Source organism: Lutibacter sp. (assembly GCF_040883305.1).
Lineage (GTDB): Bacteria > Bacteroidota > Bacteroidia > Flavobacteriales > Flavobacteriaceae > Lutibacter.
Genome location: NZ_JBFLKT010000167.1, coordinates 1 through 16,981, shown reverse-complemented (window position 1 = coordinate 16,981; position 16,981 = coordinate 1). Strand labels below are relative to the sequence as shown.

The following is a 16,981-nucleotide window of genomic DNA, read 5'->3' as shown; positions in this document are numbered from 1 at the left end:
ACTAAACGTTCTGCTCTTCTACAGATACAACGGGCTATATGACAAAATGACACGGTTGTATGTCCGCCTGGTAATACAAAATTTGTCATAGGAGGAAGGTTTTCATTCATATTATCCATTTCAACCTCTAATAACTCTATAGACTTTATATCAATTTTATTAATATTAAGGCGTTCTTTACCACTTTTTAAAACTTTTTTTTCTGGAGGAGTGGCTAACATTGCTCCCAAAGTAAACAATTCGCTTTGAATTTTTATGAGCACATGGGATGTATATTCATCAATTTTTTGATCACGAATAAGACCAATATAAGAGTTTAATTCATCAACAGTACCATAAGATTCTATGCGCAAATGGTATTTTGGAACTCTTGTACCACCAAATAATGATGTTTTTCCTTTATCTCCAGTTTTTGTATATATTTTCATGATGTTATTTTAATAGTTAAAAGTTGCAAAGATACAAAGTTTTGTTGGTATTTGGCATCAGGTATTGGGTATGAAGTAGCTTGTAATTGAAGAATTTTCACATCTCAAGAAAAGCGTCTCACGAAAAACTTCTCAATTCTCACGCCTTTTTTCTCGGGCTTTTTGTCTTTCAAGTTTTTTAAAATAACCTCTAAAGAAAAAATTATGTTTTAAAGCTTCTAAGTTTTCATTTAACAGGATACTTCCATCTTTAATATTCTTGGTTGTTTCATCAATATTTTTTACGAGAAGGGTATCATTTACCAAATAATTTAATGCGCCATCTCCATTTTTTATATTTAAAACTAACTCATTTATAGAAGTAATCACAGAATCAATTTCACTACTAGTGGTATTTAAATTGTGTATTATAGATTTCATTTCAGTAGCGGCTATTGAATCACTTAATAGCACAGCTGCTAGGCTTTTATCGTAATTTACTGCTTTTATAATTTTATTAAATTCGTTAAGAGATTTTGAAGCACTTTTACTGGCAGTTTGTATGTTAGCAATGGTATTTTTTAAACCCATTGCTACTGTAGAATCGTTAATTAACATCCCTAAAGTTCCTTTTCCAGTTTTTATTGAAGTTGTAATTTTTAGCAAATCGGAGGTAAGTAAAGACATATTATCATTTGTAGTATTTAATGTCTCCAACATATCATTTGTAGATATTTTACTATAAGATTTTATGGTGTCTCCTGGTTTAAGTGGCGGTGCATTTTCTTTTTTAGGAGCAATATTTATTACCATACTACCAACCAAACCATCTGAACTAATACCTGCTACTGCATTATTTTTAATATGTTTTAAAAATTTATCCTCAATAATCATATCAACACAAATAGTAGTATCATTTATCATATTTATAGTTTTTACAGTACCTACATTTATACCAGAATAGCGAACATTATTACCTAATATTAGACCATTAACATTGTTAAAAACAGCACTAATTCTAAATGTTTTACCAAACAAATTTTGCCTATTTCCAATATAATAAAGTGCTATAATTAAAAAAAGTGTACTAAGAATTATAAACAACCCTAATCTTATTTTTTGTGAATTTGATTTTTTCATATTATTGCTATTTAAAAAATTCTTGTACTTTTTTGTCTTTAGAAGCAGCGAGTTTAGTGTAAGTACCTTCGATATAATTGATGCCATCAATTAATAAAATCATTCTGTTAGAAATAACTCTGGCACAATCCATATCGTGTGTAATTATTAAGGATGATGTTTTAAACTTTTGTTGAATTCCTATCATTAATTGTATAATTTCTTTTGCTGTTATTGGGTCCAAACCAGTTGTTGGCTCGTCGTAAATAATAATTTTAGGTCGCAAAATAATGGCCCTTGCAAGTGCAATTCTTCTTTTCATTCCTCCAGAAAGTTCTTCAGGCATTAAATCAATAGCGTTTTTTAGTCCAACACTTTCCAACGCTTCCAGTACTAATTGTTCGCTTTTATTGGCATATTCTGGAAACTTTCTTAAAGGGAATTCCAAATTTTCTCGAACAGTCATAGAATCATAGAGTGCACTTCCTTGAAATAAAAAACCAATTTGTGTTCGTAAATTATTAAATTCTTTTTGAGATAAGGTGGTAATATCTTTTCCCATAATTTCAATAGTTCCAGCATCTGCTTGCATTAAGCCTACAACACATTTTATCATAACAGATTTTCCAGAACCAGATTTCCCCATTAAAACAAGGTTTTCGGCTTCATATAAATTCATTGAAAAGCCATTTAATACATGGTTATCTCCAAAACTTTTTTTTAAGTCTGTAATTTTTAAAATTGGCGTTATGTTTTCTTGTTTTTTCATTGTTAAATTTCAAAGAAAATATCAGAAATAAACACTGCAATAAAATCTAATATAAATAGCAACATGGAGGCATAAACTACTGCTGTATTTGATGCTTCACCAACACCTACAGTGCCTTTTTTACAGTAGTAACCTTTAAAGCAACCAACCAATCCAATAGCAAACCCAAAAAAAAATGTTTTAATAGTTGCAGGTATTATATCGGAGAATTTGAGGGCATTAAATACTTTATTAAAATAGAGTTGAAAAGATACATCTCCTTTTAAATTTTCGATAAGTGCAGAACCAAATAAGGCAATTGTATCACCAAAAATTACAAGAAGTGGCAGTGTTAATGTAACAGCTAATATACGTGTAACAACTAAAAATTTAAACGGATTGGTACCTGATACTTCCATGGCATCAATTTGTTCTGTTACGCGCATTGAACCTAATTCTGCTCCAATACCAGAACTCAGTTTACCAGCACAAATTAACGCAATTATTACAGGACCAAGTTCACGTACAATTGAAATACTTACCATTGAAGGCATCCAAGATGCTGCTCCAAATTCCATTAATGTTGGTCTAGATTGCAGCGTAAAAACCAAGCCTAAAATAAAGCCAGTAATACCAACCAAAAGTAGTGATTGGTTTCCCATTTTGTAGCTTTGTAATAAAAGTTCTTTAAATTCAAACGGTTTTGTAAAAACTTCTTTAAAAAAACGTTTGGCAAAATAAGCAAGTTCACCAATTTCTAGTAAAAAATCTTTTGTTTTTTGTACTATTTTATGTGAAATTGACATAAATGAAGTATTTATCACTTATCAAATATAGAATGCTTTATCATTTATTAAAATGATATTCCTCAATTTTTAGTTATCAAAAATTACTAGATAATGATATTCGTTATATAAAATCAATTTCTTTTAAACTAATTTTCATAAAGGTTAAAAGTTGATTTTTAAGAATATTTAGATGATTCCTACAAAGCTAATTTTGAAAAATGTTATTGTATTTTTATTGTTTTCTACCCTTTTTTTTAATTTCAGAAATATAACTAGTATTTGGTTTGAAGTTACTGAAGAGCCTAAAGTTTTAAAAACTTTAAAATCTATAATACTACAAAAAAATGTAAAGATTAAAAATTACTTCAATTATTTAGATTCAGTTGTAAAAAGCATAAATGAAACCGAAAGTTATAATTTAACAGAACATTTATTTGTACGCTTTAATCCTTGGATAATCGATTCTTTAGCTGCTACAGATTATTATAGTATGATTGAAAAAGATTCGTTTGTTTACAATCAAAAAGAAATGATTGTCTTAAAAACAGGAGATCAATTATTAGTCCCGGATTCAACTGCCATAGACTCACTTTTAACCATTTTTAATAGTACATTTTTAGATATTAATATTCCAGAATATAAACTTCGTGTTTGTATGGATTCAGTTATTTTATACGATTTTCCTGTTAGAGTTGGACGCAACGAAAAAAAATATTTAAGAATGGGTGATAGGGTAACAGATTTAAAAACTAAAACAGGAATGGGTACTATTGTAAATCATGTTAAAGATCCTGATTATTACAACCCGGCAACTGGACGTCAATATTTTTTAACACGAAGAGATGATGATAAGCTCACCAAATTACCTCAAATTCCTTGGATTGAAACTGAGATTAATGGTGTTAGGAATGGACAATTAATTCATCCAACTACAAATCCAAATACATTAAGTAAGGCGTATTCAAATGGGTGTATTGGAACCAAAGAAGGCGATGCTTGGATTATATATTACTATGCGCCAATTAATGCAAAAGTTGTAATTAGATACGATTTAAGTGTTGTAAATAATATAGGAGATACAATTCACTTTAAAAATATTTATGGATATAAAATTAAATAATGAAGTTTTAAAGTCTGCAATCATTTTTTTGGTTTTCCCTTTTCCATACGAATCTAGCGAACAGATCTGTTAATCAGGTAGTTTGTAATTTGAAACCAGATACTTGACACGTAATACTTGTATTAAATAAGTTCCTCTTTTTCAAGAGATTTTAAAATTTTACGAACACATTTTTTAACTGTTTCACTTATTTTTTGAGGGTCTACAATATCATAATTTCCTATCCAAACCAGTGTTTTTTCATTTTTACTTGTTAGGTTATATAACGAAACTTCTAAATGATACACGTTGTATTTAATAAAATAATCTCTGTTGTAATAAATATCTTGATTTAAGAAATAGTAGTTTTCAAATCCAAAGAAAGAATCGTCAATTTTAAATATTGCACCATCAAATGGTGTTTTTTCATCAAAACCTTTAATAGCTGCCATAATTATTGCATCAAAACCTAAATTTCTTAAATATTTTACTTCTTTTTCTATTGCAATTTCTTCTTGTTTATTAGCACTAAATGCAGGACTTAAGACTTCTGAAGCTTCAAAAGCTTCTATATTTCTTTTGTTGAGTGCTTTTTTTAATTCACGCTCGTAAATAGTTTTAGCTTCTAAACTTGGAGTAACACCAAGTATTAGTATTTTATTTGGATGGTAGTTTTGATATTGCTCATTTTTATAACTATGTGTGGTTTTTGCAGTATGGCAACTTACACATAAAAAGAGGAAGATAATGTAACCGTATTTAACCATTTTAATACTGTAAAAAGTGATACTAAAAATTTGGCTATCTCAAAAAAGTAAATTGATTTCATAGTTAAATTGGCCTGTCGAAATTGATTTTTTATATATCAACAGGCCAATTTAACAAGTAATTAATAGTTATTTTAATTTATAAAAAATTTCCTTCAGCATCTGTTTTTACTCTAATACGTTTATCATCATTTTCTAAAGTAATTTTGTATTTTTTAGTAACTCCTTTATTATCATGATAAGAAACTAAATACACATCTTTTTTAAATATCCAGTTAGGATATTGTTTTGCAACCGATTCTATAACAGCTCTTGGTAAGGCTACATCTTTAAATTTTTCTACAGTATGTAATATATTACCATCTCTATCATAAGCAGCAAGAATATGACCATCAGGAATGTAAAAATCTACAGAATACGTATCGAAATCATCACGATAAAACTCTGCATTCTTTAAATCGAAACTGGCAACTTTTTGTTCTAATAAAGTTACAGGTATAGAAGCATTTTCTAATCCTACTTTATTTAAATACTTATAATTTGTTGCTGAAATCACAACTTCAGATAATTTTTCAGTTTTTATCTGAGCAAAAGATTGGATGGCAAATCCAACAAGTAATAAACCAATAATTATTTTTTTCATAATTCTATTTATTTTAATTAATAAATAAGTATAATAACATATACTCTAAGTTTTATTATTCTAAAATTATGTAACCTAAATTGTTTTTAAAATGATACTAATCAATTAGCAAATTGATAATTATTAGGTTTTGAAAGTAAATGAATTGATAATTATGTTAGATTTAATTTGCGAGCAATAGCAAATACAAAAAAACGATACAAAATAATAGTTGAAGTTTATAACTATTTTAGGATAACTAAATTTATCTAAGTTAAAGCGTCAATAATTATTTTACTAATTGTTTTTGCCTTATTTAAAATCATTATATGAGTTCCTTTTTCAATTGGAATACAGTTTTTTATATGTTTAATTGGAAATATATGGTCATCATCTCCCTGAATATGTAATACGTTTTCCAAGCTTTTTTCTTGTTTCCAATTTAGCACATTATAAATAGCCCAATCTAAATACTTGGCATCTCTAACGGAGAGATATTCTTTGTATAATTTTACTCTTTTTTTAGCGAAATCTCCAAAAGCATAGGAAGAAAAATCTTCTAAATTTTTAATTGATTTTGAAGGGAATAATTTATATGCTTTTGTTTTTTGAATTAGTTTTAGGCGATTTGGTAATTCGTGTTTGTTTTTAAGACTAGAAATTAAAATTATTTTTTTAACCTGTAAATGTTTGCTCATTTCTTGCACAATAATACCACCAAAAGAAACTCCGACTAAAACAGGGTTTTCTTCTGTAACTAAAGCTGCCATTCTTTTTGCATAATCTTCAATTTTTTCTTTTTCAGAAAGTGGTAGCAACCATTCTAAAAAATGCAATTTAAACCTGTCTTCTGGAAATTTTAAGTATTCAAATATTTTTGAACTTGCAGCCAATCCAGGCACAAAATAAATATGAATTTTTTTTTCATTCATAATAGTCATTAGTTTTGAAGCATTCCTAATATAATAGGTTTTAAACCGCTAAAGAAAAATTCAACTGCAATAACCATCACAATTAATCCCATTAAGCGCATCATTACTTTATTTCCAGTTTCACCTAAAAATCCAATAATTTTACTTCCACCAACATATATTAAATAGGTTAGAATTAATACAACCGCTATAATTGAAACTAATAATATTTTTTGAGGAACTGTAACAGCATCTTCCATTAATACAATGGCATTTGTTATTGCCCCAGGACCGCAAATCATAGGTATGGCTAATGGAGTTATTGAAATATCGTCAACGTAGGCGTCAATTTTATTTTCGTCATCTGTATGTTTCATATGTGCTAAACGTGCTTGCAACATATCCCAACCCATTGCAAAGAAAATTACACCTCCAACTATTCTAAAACTATTTACAGAGATACCAAAAAAGTTAAAGAGAATTTGTCCTGAAAAAGCAAAAATTAATAATGTAAAAAAGGCAACCAAGGTTGCTTTTTTAGCTGTTTTTCTTCGCATTTTTGGACTTAAATTCACTGTCATTGTCATAAAAACAGGCATTGAACTTAATGGATTTATCAACGTAAAAAACGAAGTAAATATTAGCAATCCTATAGTGTACATATCTTCTGTCATTATAAAACAAATTTTGGTTCGGTTATCCAATTAAAACGCACTACTCCGTCCTCATCAATTTCTGTTAGCTTTATTTTTTGAAGTGTATTTACCAATTCAGGATTCCAAGGTGTTTTAACTTTTACATAATTTTCTGTAAATCCGTGAATAAATCCTTCTTTATTTTCACTTTCAAAAAGTACTATTAGGTCATTTCCAAGCTGACTTTCATAAAAAGCTCTTCTTTTTTTAACAGATAAGCCTCTTAACATTTTACTGCGTTTAGTACGTGTTTTTTTTGAAACTACACCTTCCATTTCAACAGCCGCTGTATTTGGCCTTTCGGAATATGTGAAAACGTGTAAATAAGAAATATCTAACTCATTTAAGTAGTTGTAAGTTTCTAAAAAATGTTCGTCAGTTTCACCTGGAAAACCAACAATTACATCAACACCAATACATGCATTTGGCATTGTTTTTTTAATTGCTTCAACACGGTTTGTATAAGTTTCTTTTAAATAACGACGCTTCATTAATTTTAACAATTTATCGCTACCACTTTGTAATGGAATATGAAAATGCGGTACAAAACTATTCGATTTAGAAACAAATTCTACAGTTTCGTTTGTTAATAAATTTGGTTCAATAGAAGAGATTCGTAAACGGTGAATACCATCAACAGTATCTAATGCTTTTACCAATTCAAAAAAAGTGTGATCGTGCTTTTTGTTCCCAAATTCACCTTTACCATAATCACCAATATTTACACCAGTAAGTACAATTTCTTTAATGCCTTTTTCTGAAATTTCTTTTGCATTTTTTAACACATTTGCCAATGCATCACTTCGTGAAATTCCACGAGCTAAAGGAATTGTACAATACGTACATTTATAATCGCAGCCATCTTGCACCTTTAAAAAGGCACGGGTTCTATCTCCAATAGAGTAGGAGCCAACATAAAAGTCGGCTTCTTCAATTTCACAAGAATGCACTTCGCCCATTTCATTTTTGGAAAGGTCGTTAATATAGTCTGTAACTTTAAATTTTTCAGTAGCACCCAACACCATATCCACACCATCAACAGCGGCTAGTTCTTCAGGTTTTAACTGTGCATAACAACCAATAGCAATTAAAAAAGCATTCTCATTTTTTTTTAGTGCATTTTTAACTATTGATTTAAAACGTTTATCTGCATTATCGGTTACAGAACACGTGTTAATTACATAAATATCAGCTAATTCATCAAATTCTACACGATTAAAACCTTCATTTTGAAAGTTACGCGCTATGGTAGAAGTTTCAGAAAAATTAAGTTTACATCCCAGTGTGTAAAATGCCACTTTTTTTTGTGCGCTCATTCTTGTACATTTATCGGATGCAAAAGTACAGAATTTTATTTTTATAATATGATTACTAAAACTCCAAAACCACCTTATTACGCCGTGATTTTTTCTACAATAAGAACTACTGTTAATGAAGGTTATACCGAAACTGCCCAAAGAATGGAAGATTTGGCAAAATTACAAGAAGGCTATTTAGGTATTGAGTCGGCAAGAAATGAAATTGGAATCACAGTTTCATACTGGGAAAGTTTGGAAGCCATTAGAAAATGGAAAAATAATTTTGAACATACAGAAGCACGTAAAAAGGGAAGAACATTGTGGTATAAAAAATATCAATTACGAATTTGTAAAGTGGAACATGAATATGGTTTTGAGAAATAGCTATTGGCTCGCCAGAATTTGATGAACTACATGAACTTTCTATAACTTTAACAGATAATTTAAAACGACGCGTTTTGTATCAAAAAATGGATAGTTTGGTAATGGAAACATGGGCTATAATTCCCTTGTATTACTATGAAATAGTGCGTTTTACCCGAAAAAAATGTTACAGGTTTAGGAATCAATCCAGTAAATTTATTGAATTTAGAAAGGGTAAATAAACAGTAATTCAGGGAATTAAAGTACTAGTTTAAATAAAGAATAGCCTATAATTTTAAAATAAATAAGTGTTTTAGCTTCTAAAATACTCTGCTGTATTAATACTTCAAAAAGAAATTTTATAACGATTACAGAAATTTACGGCATCACTATGAATTGAGCTGAAGGTCTTCTGGTTATGCATTGTTGTTTTATTCTTTGATATAATCGTAACAATTTAATTATGGCACTTTTTTTCATTAAAAACCTATATGTTTTAGTGCTTGTTTGTTACGCAAAACATTTAATTTAAGGCGGTTTAAAAATGGGACTAAATATCTTTCAAAAAAATAACGTCGTTCAAATCTTTATTTTTTATTAATTGGAAATAATTAGTAATTGAATTGTTTGATATCATGAATTTATTTCTAATTCATGATAATAAACATTAAATGAATTGATTAATATCATTTCAGTTTATTGTATTTATATAGAGGTTTGCATTGAACCTTTGAAAAAAATATATTTAATTTTAGTATTCTTTTCATTTATTTTTCCCCAGAAAATTGTAAACCTCATATTAATTGTTTTTAAATTAAAAATTATAATAACCACATTTATAAATAAAATATTATGAAAAAAATAATTTTTATTATTGGATTGATTGCAGCCATAATGATATTCTGGTCTTGTGAGGATGATTTAATTGATCCAAATATTCAGGATAACAAACAAGTTGATCTAACCGTTCAGAAGGGTCAAGAATCTTTTCAAAAGAACGAATTAATTATTCATAAGAGTAAATTACAAAATAGAGTATTTACTAGTGAATCACTTATAAACAATGTAATTGGAAATACTCCAATTAGAAAATTGCAAATCTATACGCCACCTGGCTACGAAAAACATGGAGATAAAGTATATCCGGTTATTTAACTAGTGCATGCATTACCTTTTTCAGAAAAAGCGTATATCGATATAAAAACTTGGGATCCTTGGATTGGCGACCCAATGCCATTTCAGGAATATCCTGATTTTCCTGAAGAAGGTTTTCGTGAATGGGTAGATGGATTGATACAAGCTGAAATTATTGAACCAATGATTATTGTTATGCCCAATGCGGCTAGTGAGATGTATGGTTTCAGTTTTTATACCAACTCTATTTTAAATGGGAACTTTGAGGATTTTATAGTTGAAGATGTTGTAAGTTACATGGACAAGAACTACAGAACAATCAATAGCCCTAACGGTAGATCTGTTATAGGTAATTCTCAGGGTGGTTATGCCGCCATAAAATTAGGGATGTTGCATCCTGATGTATTTGGTGTAGTTGCGAGCCATAGTGGGTTATTGTATCTTGATGGCGTATTGGCTTTGGGTCAAGTTGTTGTGGCAGAAAACCCAGATGGGTTTATTGGTCCTGATCCTACAAAATTCTTAACAAGCGCAGGTTATGCCATGAGTTCAGCCTGGTCTCCTAATCTCAATAATCCTCCTTTTTATGTTGATCTTCCTTTTGAATATCCTTCTGGTGCGGTGATACTGGAAGTAAGAAATAGATGGTTAGAGCACGATGTATTTACAATGTTGGACTCCTATTATACTAATTTTAGTAGCTTGGGAGGTGTTTATATGGATGCTGGAGCATTTGACGAACTAGGAATGAATCAGATGACCTTGGCCTTTAAACAAAAATTAGATGCTTATGGAATTCCTAATACAACAGAACAATTTGATGGAGGGCATTTCAATAAAATGTTTTCTAGATTTGAGTTTTCGTTTGCATTTTGTTCAGAACATATGAATTAAGAGAGATTTCCCTTTTTAAAAAGTCCGAAGTCAAGGCTTCTTTAGATTAAAACTCCTCATCTTTTGAGGAGTTTTTTTGTTTAAGAGTGTTATTAAATGCCTATTTTATATTTTTGAAACGTCTTGAACGTCATTAAATTGAGCGGTTTTTCGAAATTAAAAAGAGAGAAATTATATTGAAATTAAGCTTTGTATTCATTGAAGTTACTCTATTTCATACATTATTACGGCAAACAAAGTAACAAGTAAATTAAGTATTTTATTGGAAGTTGGGTTGCTGATTATCCAGATGCTGAGAATTATTTAATTATTATGGTAAAAATTTCGCGCCATACGGACCTAATTACACGTATTATAGTTCTGCAGAATTTGACTCACTATATGAACGTTCAATTACTATAACCGATAATTTAAAAAGACGTGCTCTAAATCAAAAAACAGATAGTTTGGTAATGGAATCACGGGCAATAATTCCCTTGTATTACTATGAAATAGTGCGATTTACCCAAAAAAAATTAAAAACTAATACAACTATAAAAAGGCGGTGTTGGTTTTTTATTGCAAAAAAATAACTTAATCCGTCATTACTAGGAGTTTTTACGACGAAGTAATCTAATACTTTGACGTACCAATCATGAGATTGCTTCCTTTCAGTCGCAATGACGGTTAATAGGATAACGGGAAAACCAATCGATTTGAATTGAAAAAAAGTAATTTCTATTTTGTACATTGGTTAAAAAATTAACCAGATGATTCAATCCTACAAACAGCAACCAACATTACAGGAAACATACGATACTATTATTATAGGATCTGGAATGGGGGGTTTGTCCACAGCAGCTATTTTAGCTAAAGAAGGTCAAAAAGTGTTGGTGTTGGAGCGGCATTATACCGCTGGTGGTTTTACACATGTTTTTAAACGAAAAGACTATGAATGGGATGTAGGAATTCATTATATAGGTGAAATGCAGCGTGAAAATAGTATCCTCAGAAAATTATTTAATTATTTGAGCAACAGCGAATTAAAATGGGCTGATATAGGAGAGGTGTACGACAAAATAGTAATTGGAGATCAACACTACGATTTTGTAAAAGGAGTGACCAATTTTAAGAAACAGCTCATTTCCTATTTTCCAGAAGAAGAGCAGGCGATTCATTCGTATGTAGATTTGGTTTTTAAAGCGGTAAAAACAAGTAAAAACTACTATATGAGCAAAGCGATGCCTCCTTTCTTAGAAAAGACACTAGGAGGTTATCTTAAAAAGCCATTTTACAAATTCGCCGATAAAACAACCTATGAAGTATTAAGTTCTTTAACCAACAATGAAACCCTGATAAAGGTATTATCTGGGCAATATGGCGATTATGGGTTGGCTCCAAAACAGAGCAGTTTTTATATGCACGCTTCCGTAGCGCGCCATTATTTTGATGGAGGAAGTTTCCCAATTGGAGGCTCCTCGCAAATTGTAAAAACAATTGCGCCAGTAATAGCGGCTGCTGGCGGCACTATTTTAATAAATGCCGAAGTAGAACAAGTGCTTATTGAAAAAAACAAAGCCAAAGGTGTTTTAATGAAAGATGGTAAAAAATTCTATGCTAAAAACATAGTAAGCAATGCCGGTATTATGATCACCTATAACAAATTACTACCAAAAGCAACAGTTCAAAAATACCGGTTAAAACAGCAGTTACAAAAAGTAAAAAAATCGGTGGCACACGCAAGTTTGTATATTGGTTTAGAAGGAACGCCAGAAGAATTAGAACTTCCAAAAACCAATTACTGGGTATATCCTGCAGAAGGTGATCACGATACTTGTGTGAAAAACTATTTAGAAGATTTGTCGCAACCATTTCCTGTAGTGTATCTTTCTTTTCCATCCGCCAAAGACCCAGATTGGTCTAATCGATATCCAGGTAAAAGTACCATTGATATTATTACTTTAATTCCTTATGAAACCTTTGAGAAGTGGGAAAAATCTTCTTGGATGAAAAGAGGGGATGATTATAAAACACTTAAAGAAGCATTTGCGCAACGTTTATTAAATGAGTTATACAAACAATTGCCGCAAGTAAAAGGGAAAATAAATTGTTACGAGCTTTCTACACCACTTACAACACAACATTTTGTGAATTATGAAAAAGGAGAAATTTACGGGTTGGATCATGGTCCTTCCAGATTTAGACAATCCTTTTTAAAACCACGCACACCTATTAAAAATTTCTACCTCACTGGTCAGGATATTGTTACCGCAGGAGTAGGAGGTGCTATGTTTTCAGGGGTGTTAACGTCTATGGCGATAACTGGAAAAAATATATTAAAAAAGGTTTAGTTAAAGATAAAAAGGTGATTTAAAAGATCGTTTCAAGAAATAAAAATCCAATTTAAGTTTCAAAATATTAAAAAGGTGTAATCTCAAGCTCAAAATTATCTATACCATTGGAACTGTTAAATAATTCTTTCGAAAGCAACGAACCTTCAGTATAGGGATATGTTGTAATGGGTTCAATGCACAACATATTAGGCACTGGTGTCCATAACATAAAATTGTTGAAACCTGTTGTTTTAATGGATAAGTTGTAGCCACTTTTTTTAATCAACTGAATTTCATCCGAATTTAAAATAGGGTAGGCGGTATTTCCTCCTTTAATAATGGCAGGAATAGATACAGGTTGGTTGTTAAAAACAATAATTTCATCTAAATTTCCTTGCAACATAAAAGCAGGATGGTAACCAAACATAAATGGCATTCCTTTTTCAGCTCTAATTTCAAATGAAATTTTTAACGCATCATTTTTTAAATCAAATTTTTTCTGAAAATTAAAACTATAAGGCCAAGAAACTAAGCGAACCGTTGATTTATCTGGATATTTTGAATTTTCTATAGCCGTATAAGCAGCATATTTTTTTTTTAAAACAAAACTGGTATCATCTTGGTGTAAAATGGTATAATCTAACTCTCTCAAAAGTCCATGTTGATCTTGATTATAGTTTCCTTTTGGAGTAGTAACAATAAAGCTGTTAGCTTCAGTTGGACCAATTATAGGAAACATTTCGCTGTCAGAATTTCGCCAACCAGGATTCCCTTTTTGATGCATTAATTCTTCGCCATTTTTTTTATAGCTTATTAATTCTCCTTTTTCAATTTTTACAATTGAATTTTTATCTTCACTAATTAATATCATCTATACCATTTTTAATATTTGTTGAGACCATTCTAAGTAAATAGGAAGTTTTATGAGGTACTATTATAATATTTATTTCTCAAAAGGATGTTTTGCCAATGTTTTTTTTACAAACGGATGAAATTCGCCTTTTGCTCCAATAGGTTGTGCGTGCCGAATATTATGAACAATTTCAATTGCCTGACGCGGTGCTTCTAATCCATAACCGTTTCCATTTAATATTTCTTGATAAGAAACTGTATGCAAATCTGTAAATCCACCACTAAATTCTAATTCTTCACCTTCAATAGTAATTGATCGGTAGGTGCGTTGTCCTTTTGCTTTAATTTCCTCTGGTAATACATCATAATTTATTGATAAAAACCAACGAACCCGTGCTTTTTCAAATTCTAAATATCCAGCAGACCTATCGTGGGTATTTATATGAACGGTATTTTGTTTCAAATCTCCAAAAATCCAAGAGAGCATATCAAAAAAGTGAACACCAATATTGGTAGCAATTCCACCAGATTTTGATACATCACCTTTCCAGGAAGTGTAATACCAATGTCCGCGCGATGTTAAATAAGTTAAATCAACATCGTAAATTTTATCTTTTGGTCCGTTTCCTATTTTTTCTTTTAAGGCAATAATACTAGGATGTACTCTTAGCTGTAAAATATTATAAATTTTATTGCCAGTTTCTTTCTCAATTTGAGCTAAGGCATCTATATTCCATGGGTTTAAAACTAATGGTTTTTCACAAATAGCATCTGCTCCATGTCTTAATGCAAAACGAATATGAGCATCGTGTAAGTAATTTGGTGTACAAATACTTACATAGTCTAGCTTTTTATGTTGCTCGTATTTTAATTTTGAAATATGACGGTCAAAACGCTCAAATTCTGTAAAAAAATCTGCATTTGGAAAATAGCTATCTATAATTCCAACACTATCGAATTTATCTAAAGCAGCAACTAAATTATTATTAGTTTCTTTAATTGCTTTCATATGTCGTGGAGCTATATACCCACTTGCTCCAATTAATGCGAAATTTTTCATTTGTATTTTGTATTGTTTAAACGTTCAATTGTATAATTCTACAACATTCTAACTAAGAAAAATGAGATTGTCGCAGTCGTATTTTTCATTGCATTACAAACACTTCTTCGTAAAGATGTTCTGAATCAAGCTTTCTAACTTCGAACCTCTGCAACAGCAACTTAAATTTTATTCTAAATTATTGTTTCGTCTCCGCTCAGCCATCGTAAACTTTTCAACTTTTGACTATTTATCTTATCTATCAGCTTTACCAATTTGGAAATATTCAAATCCTTTTTCTTCTAGATTAAAAATATTGTATTGGTTTCTTCCATCAAAAATAACTGGTGTTTTTAATTGTTTTTTAATTTCTTCGAAATCTGGAGAACGAAACTCTTTCCATTCGGTTAATAATAACATGGCATCTGCATTGTTAAGTGTATCGTATTTAGAATTTACATATTCAACATTTTTAACATCTTTTAAATAAAAAAGTTTAGCTTCTTCCATTGCTTTTGGATCATAAGCTTGAATTTTAGCACCTCTTTTCACCAATTCTTTTATAATGTAAATTGCTGGAGCTTCCCGCATATCGTCAGTTCCTGGTTTAAATGCCAAGCCCCAAACTGCAAATACTTTTCCTGTTAAATCTGTACCATATTTTTTTACAATTTTTTGTGAAATAACTAACTTTTGAGCATCATTAACCTCTTCAACAGAGGTTATTAGTTTAGGAGTATAATTATGATCTTCAGCAATTTTTTTTAATGCTTTTACATCTTTTGGAAAGCAAGAACCTCCATAACCACAACCTGGGTAAATAAAACTATACCCAATTCTATTGTCTGAGCCTATTCCAATGCGAACTTGATTTGCATCTGCACCCACTTTTTCACAAATATTTGCAATTTCATTCATAAACGAAATTTTTGTCGCCAACATTGCATTTGCTGCATATTTGGTCATTTCAGCAGAACGAATGTCCATTGCAATAAAGCGTTCGTGTGACATACAAAAAGGCGTGTATAATTGCTTCATTTTTTCTAATGCCTTTTTGCTTTCATATCCAATAACCACTCGGTCTGGTTTCATAAAATCGCTAATCGCTGCTCCTTCTTTCAAAAATTCAGGATTTGAAACCATATCAAACGCTAAGTTAACACCTCTTTTATCAAGTTCTTTTTGAATGGTTGCTTTTACTTTATCGGCGGTACCAACAGGTACGGTTGATTTATCTACAATTACCAATCTTTTTTGCATGAATGCACCAATATTTTTAGCAACTTTTAATACGTATTGTAAATCGGCAGATCCGTCATCTCCCATAGGAGTTCCAACCGCAATAAAAACTATTTCAGCGTCTGTTAATGCGTCTTTTAAATCAGTTGTAAATTGTAGTGTACCTCTTTCAATATTTTTTTTCACCAAAGGTTCTAAACCAGGTTCAAAAATTGGTAAAATAGATTTTTTTAAATTTTCAATTTTAGTTGTATCTATATCAACACACGTAACTTTATTTCCCATTTCTGAAAAACAAGTACCTGATACTAATCCAACATATCCAGTTCCAATTACTACTATTTTCATTATTAATTTATTATTTTTTACTGTTTAATTGTATAATTTGAAAATGTTACAATTTTTAATTTCAATTTTATTCTAAAATACGATTATACTCCGCTAAGCCATAGTAAAAATTTATACGGATTTAAAGTTTTCCATGTACTTCACAATTCAAAAATCCTTTAACATCGTATATAATTCCTTTTGGGTTTAAATATTTGCTAAAATCAATATCTAAAAATTCTTTGTGTGAAACGGCTAATACAATTCCATCAAATTTATTTTGTGGCATATTTTTAAGCGTTTCAATTCCATATTCAAGCTTAACTTCACTAATATTTGCCCAAGGATCAAAAATAGTAACATCTGT

The 16,981-nt window shown here is 30.2% G+C and carries 18 protein-coding genes; 5 read left to right on the top strand and 13 right to left on the bottom strand.

From position 1 onward, the window contains the following. From AB1Z17_RS05440 to AB1Z17_RS05425, 4 genes are all read right to left on the bottom strand, one after another. The coding region (locus AB1Z17_RS05440; protein ID WP_368050785.1) for a cob(I)yrinic acid a,c-diamide adenosyltransferase at nt 1–428 on the bottom strand (428 nt) is incomplete at its 3' end. A gap of 132 nt (nt 429–560) precedes the next feature. Next, a complete protein-coding gene (locus AB1Z17_RS05435; RefSeq protein ID WP_368050784.1) occupies nt 561–1,547 on the bottom strand; it encodes an MlaD family protein in 987 nt (328 codons plus the stop codon). A gap of 7 nt (nt 1,548–1,554) precedes the next feature. Further along, a complete protein-coding gene (locus AB1Z17_RS05430) occupies nt 1,555–2,295 on the bottom strand; it encodes an ABC transporter ATP-binding protein (RefSeq protein ID WP_368050783.1) in 741 nt (246 codons plus the stop codon). Between the two features lie 2 nt (nt 2,296–2,297). Next, nucleotides 2,298–3,080, bottom strand: coding sequence for an MlaE family ABC transporter permease (locus AB1Z17_RS05425; protein ID WP_368050782.1), 783 nt, complete (start codon nt 3,078–3,080; stop codon nt 2,298–2,300). A gap of 172 nt (nt 3,081–3,252) precedes the next feature. Here AB1Z17_RS05425 and AB1Z17_RS05420 point away from each other — a divergent pair, with 172 nt between their 5' ends. After that, nucleotides 3,253–4,182 (top strand): L,D-transpeptidase, encoded by a 930-nt coding sequence (locus AB1Z17_RS05420; RefSeq protein WP_368050781.1) that lies wholly within the window; start codon nt 3,253–3,255, stop codon nt 4,180–4,182. Nucleotides 4,183–4,304: 122 nt separating this feature from the next. Here the strand turns inward: AB1Z17_RS05420 and AB1Z17_RS05415 are convergent, their stop codons facing one another. The 5 genes from AB1Z17_RS05415 to mtaB form a co-directional block, all read right to left on the bottom strand. Beyond that, nucleotides 4,305–4,928, bottom strand: coding sequence for a hypothetical protein (locus AB1Z17_RS05415; protein WP_368050780.1), 624 nt, complete (start codon nt 4,926–4,928; stop codon nt 4,305–4,307). A 139-nt stretch (nt 4,929–5,067) separates the two neighbouring features. Continuing rightward, nucleotides 5,068–5,571: a nicotinate-nucleotide adenylyltransferase gene (locus tag AB1Z17_RS05410; RefSeq protein WP_368050779.1), complete on the bottom strand. Its 504-nt coding sequence runs from the start codon at nt 5,569–5,571 to the stop codon at nt 5,068–5,070. A 248-nt stretch (nt 5,572–5,819) separates the two neighbouring features. Further along, the gene (locus AB1Z17_RS05405; RefSeq protein WP_368050778.1) at nt 5,820–6,482 is read right to left on the bottom strand and encodes an alpha/beta hydrolase; all 663 of its coding nucleotides are present in this window, start codon (nt 6,480–6,482) and stop codon (nt 5,820–5,822) included. Nucleotides 6,483–6,490: 8 nt separating this feature from the next. Then, nucleotides 6,491–7,135, bottom strand: a complete 645-nt coding sequence (locus tag AB1Z17_RS05400; RefSeq protein WP_368050777.1) for a MarC family protein — start codon at nt 7,133–7,135, stop codon at nt 6,491–6,493. Further along, entirely contained in the window at nt 7,135–8,472 is a 1,338-nt protein-coding gene (gene mtaB, locus AB1Z17_RS05395) for a tRNA (N(6)-L-threonylcarbamoyladenosine(37)-C(2))-methylthiotransferase MtaB (protein WP_368050775.1), read from the bottom strand. The genes AB1Z17_RS05400 and mtaB overlap by 1 nt, the downstream gene beginning before the upstream one ends. A gap of 48 nt (nt 8,473–8,520) precedes the next feature. On the opposite strand from mtaB, the gene AB1Z17_RS05390 reads away from it, so the two are divergent. The 4 genes from AB1Z17_RS05390 to AB1Z17_RS05375 all read left to right on the top strand — a co-directional run bounded on the left by AB1Z17_RS05390 (nt 8,521) and on the right by AB1Z17_RS05375 (nt 13,175). Further along, nucleotides 8,521–8,838: an antibiotic biosynthesis monooxygenase gene (locus tag AB1Z17_RS05390; protein WP_368050773.1), complete on the top strand. Its 318-nt coding sequence runs from the start codon at nt 8,521–8,523 to the stop codon at nt 8,836–8,838. Nucleotides 8,839–9,669: 831 nt separating this feature from the next. Further along, complete coding sequence (locus tag AB1Z17_RS05385) at nt 9,670–9,972, top strand: hypothetical protein (protein ID WP_368050771.1); 303 nt, start codon at nt 9,670–9,672, stop codon at nt 9,970–9,972. Between the two features lie 3 nt (nt 9,973–9,975). After that, nucleotides 9,976–10,845, top strand: coding sequence for an alpha/beta hydrolase (locus AB1Z17_RS05380; protein WP_368050770.1), 870 nt, complete (start codon nt 9,976–9,978; stop codon nt 10,843–10,845). A 749-nt stretch (nt 10,846–11,594) separates the two neighbouring features. Further along, on the top strand, nt 11,595–13,175 hold the full coding sequence (locus AB1Z17_RS05375; RefSeq protein WP_368050769.1) for a phytoene desaturase family protein: 1,581 nt from the start codon (nt 11,595–11,597) through the stop codon (nt 13,173–13,175). A 67-nt stretch (nt 13,176–13,242) separates the two neighbouring features. Here the strand turns inward: AB1Z17_RS05375 and AB1Z17_RS05370 are convergent, their stop codons facing one another. The 4 genes from AB1Z17_RS05370 to AB1Z17_RS05355 form a co-directional block, all read right to left on the bottom strand. After that, nucleotides 13,243–14,028: an aldose 1-epimerase gene (locus AB1Z17_RS05370; protein ID WP_368050768.1), complete on the bottom strand. Its 786-nt coding sequence runs from the start codon at nt 14,026–14,028 to the stop codon at nt 13,243–13,245. A 72-nt stretch (nt 14,029–14,100) separates the two neighbouring features. Continuing rightward, nucleotides 14,101–15,069 carry a Gfo/Idh/MocA family protein gene (locus AB1Z17_RS05365; RefSeq protein WP_368050767.1) on the bottom strand — a complete coding sequence of 323 codons (969 nt, stop codon included), beginning with the start codon at nt 15,067–15,069 and terminating at the stop codon, nt 14,101–14,103. 234 nt (nt 15,070–15,303) lie between these two features. Next, nucleotides 15,304–16,635 carry a UDP-glucose/GDP-mannose dehydrogenase family protein gene (locus AB1Z17_RS05360; RefSeq protein WP_368050766.1) on the bottom strand — a complete coding sequence of 444 codons (1,332 nt, stop codon included), beginning with the start codon at nt 16,633–16,635 and terminating at the stop codon, nt 15,304–15,306. Between the two features lie 121 nt (nt 16,636–16,756). Then, nucleotides 16,757–16,981: UDP binding domain-containing protein (locus AB1Z17_RS05355; RefSeq protein ID WP_368050765.1), on the bottom strand; the 225-nt coding region annotated here is incomplete at its 5' end.

Excerpts from the sequence above, each read along its gene's own strand:
- AB1Z17_RS05360 (WP_368050766.1), bottom strand. The coding sequence starts at position 16,635 with ATGAAAATAGTAGTAATTGGAACTGGATATGTTGGATTAGTATCAGGT.
- AB1Z17_RS05410 (WP_368050779.1), bottom strand. The coding sequence starts at position 5,571 with ATGAAAAAAATAATTATTGGTTTATTACTTGTTGGATTTGCCATCCAA.
- AB1Z17_RS05405 (WP_368050778.1), bottom strand. The coding sequence starts at position 6,482 with ATGAATGAAAAAAAAATTCATATTTATTTTGTGCCTGGATTGGCTGCA.
- AB1Z17_RS05390 (WP_368050773.1), top strand. The coding sequence starts at position 8,521 with ATGATTACTAAAACTCCAAAACCACCTTATTACGCCGTGATTTTTTCT.
- AB1Z17_RS05375 (WP_368050769.1), top strand. The coding sequence starts at position 11,595 with ATGATTCAATCCTACAAACAGCAACCAACATTACAGGAAACATACGAT.
- AB1Z17_RS05370 (WP_368050768.1), bottom strand. The coding sequence starts at position 14,028 with ATGATATTAATTAGTGAAGATAAAAATTCAATTGTAAAAATTGAAAAA.
- AB1Z17_RS05385 (WP_368050771.1), top strand. The coding sequence starts at position 9,670 with ATGAAAAAAATAATTTTTATTATTGGATTGATTGCAGCCATAATGATA.
- mtaB (WP_368050775.1), bottom strand. The coding sequence starts at position 8,472 with ATGAGCGCACAAAAAAAAGTGGCATTTTACACACTGGGATGTAAACTT.
- AB1Z17_RS05415 (WP_368050780.1), bottom strand. The coding sequence starts at position 4,928 with ATGGTTAAATACGGTTACATTATCTTCCTCTTTTTATGTGTAAGTTGC.
- AB1Z17_RS05400 (WP_368050777.1), bottom strand. The coding sequence starts at position 7,135 with ATGACAGAAGATATGTACACTATAGGATTGCTAATATTTACTTCGTTT.
- AB1Z17_RS05435 (WP_368050784.1), bottom strand. The coding sequence starts at position 1,547 with ATGAAAAAATCAAATTCACAAAAAATAAGATTAGGGTTGTTTATAATT.
- AB1Z17_RS05365 (WP_368050767.1), bottom strand. The coding sequence starts at position 15,069 with ATGAAAAATTTCGCATTAATTGGAGCAAGTGGGTATATAGCTCCACGA.
- AB1Z17_RS05430 (WP_368050783.1), bottom strand. The coding sequence starts at position 2,295 with ATGAAAAAACAAGAAAACATAACGCCAATTTTAAAAATTACAGACTTA.
- AB1Z17_RS05420 (WP_368050781.1), top strand. The coding sequence starts at position 3,253 with ATGATTCCTACAAAGCTAATTTTGAAAAATGTTATTGTATTTTTATTG.
- AB1Z17_RS05425 (WP_368050782.1), bottom strand. The coding sequence starts at position 3,080 with ATGTCAATTTCACATAAAATAGTACAAAAAACAAAAGATTTTTTACTA.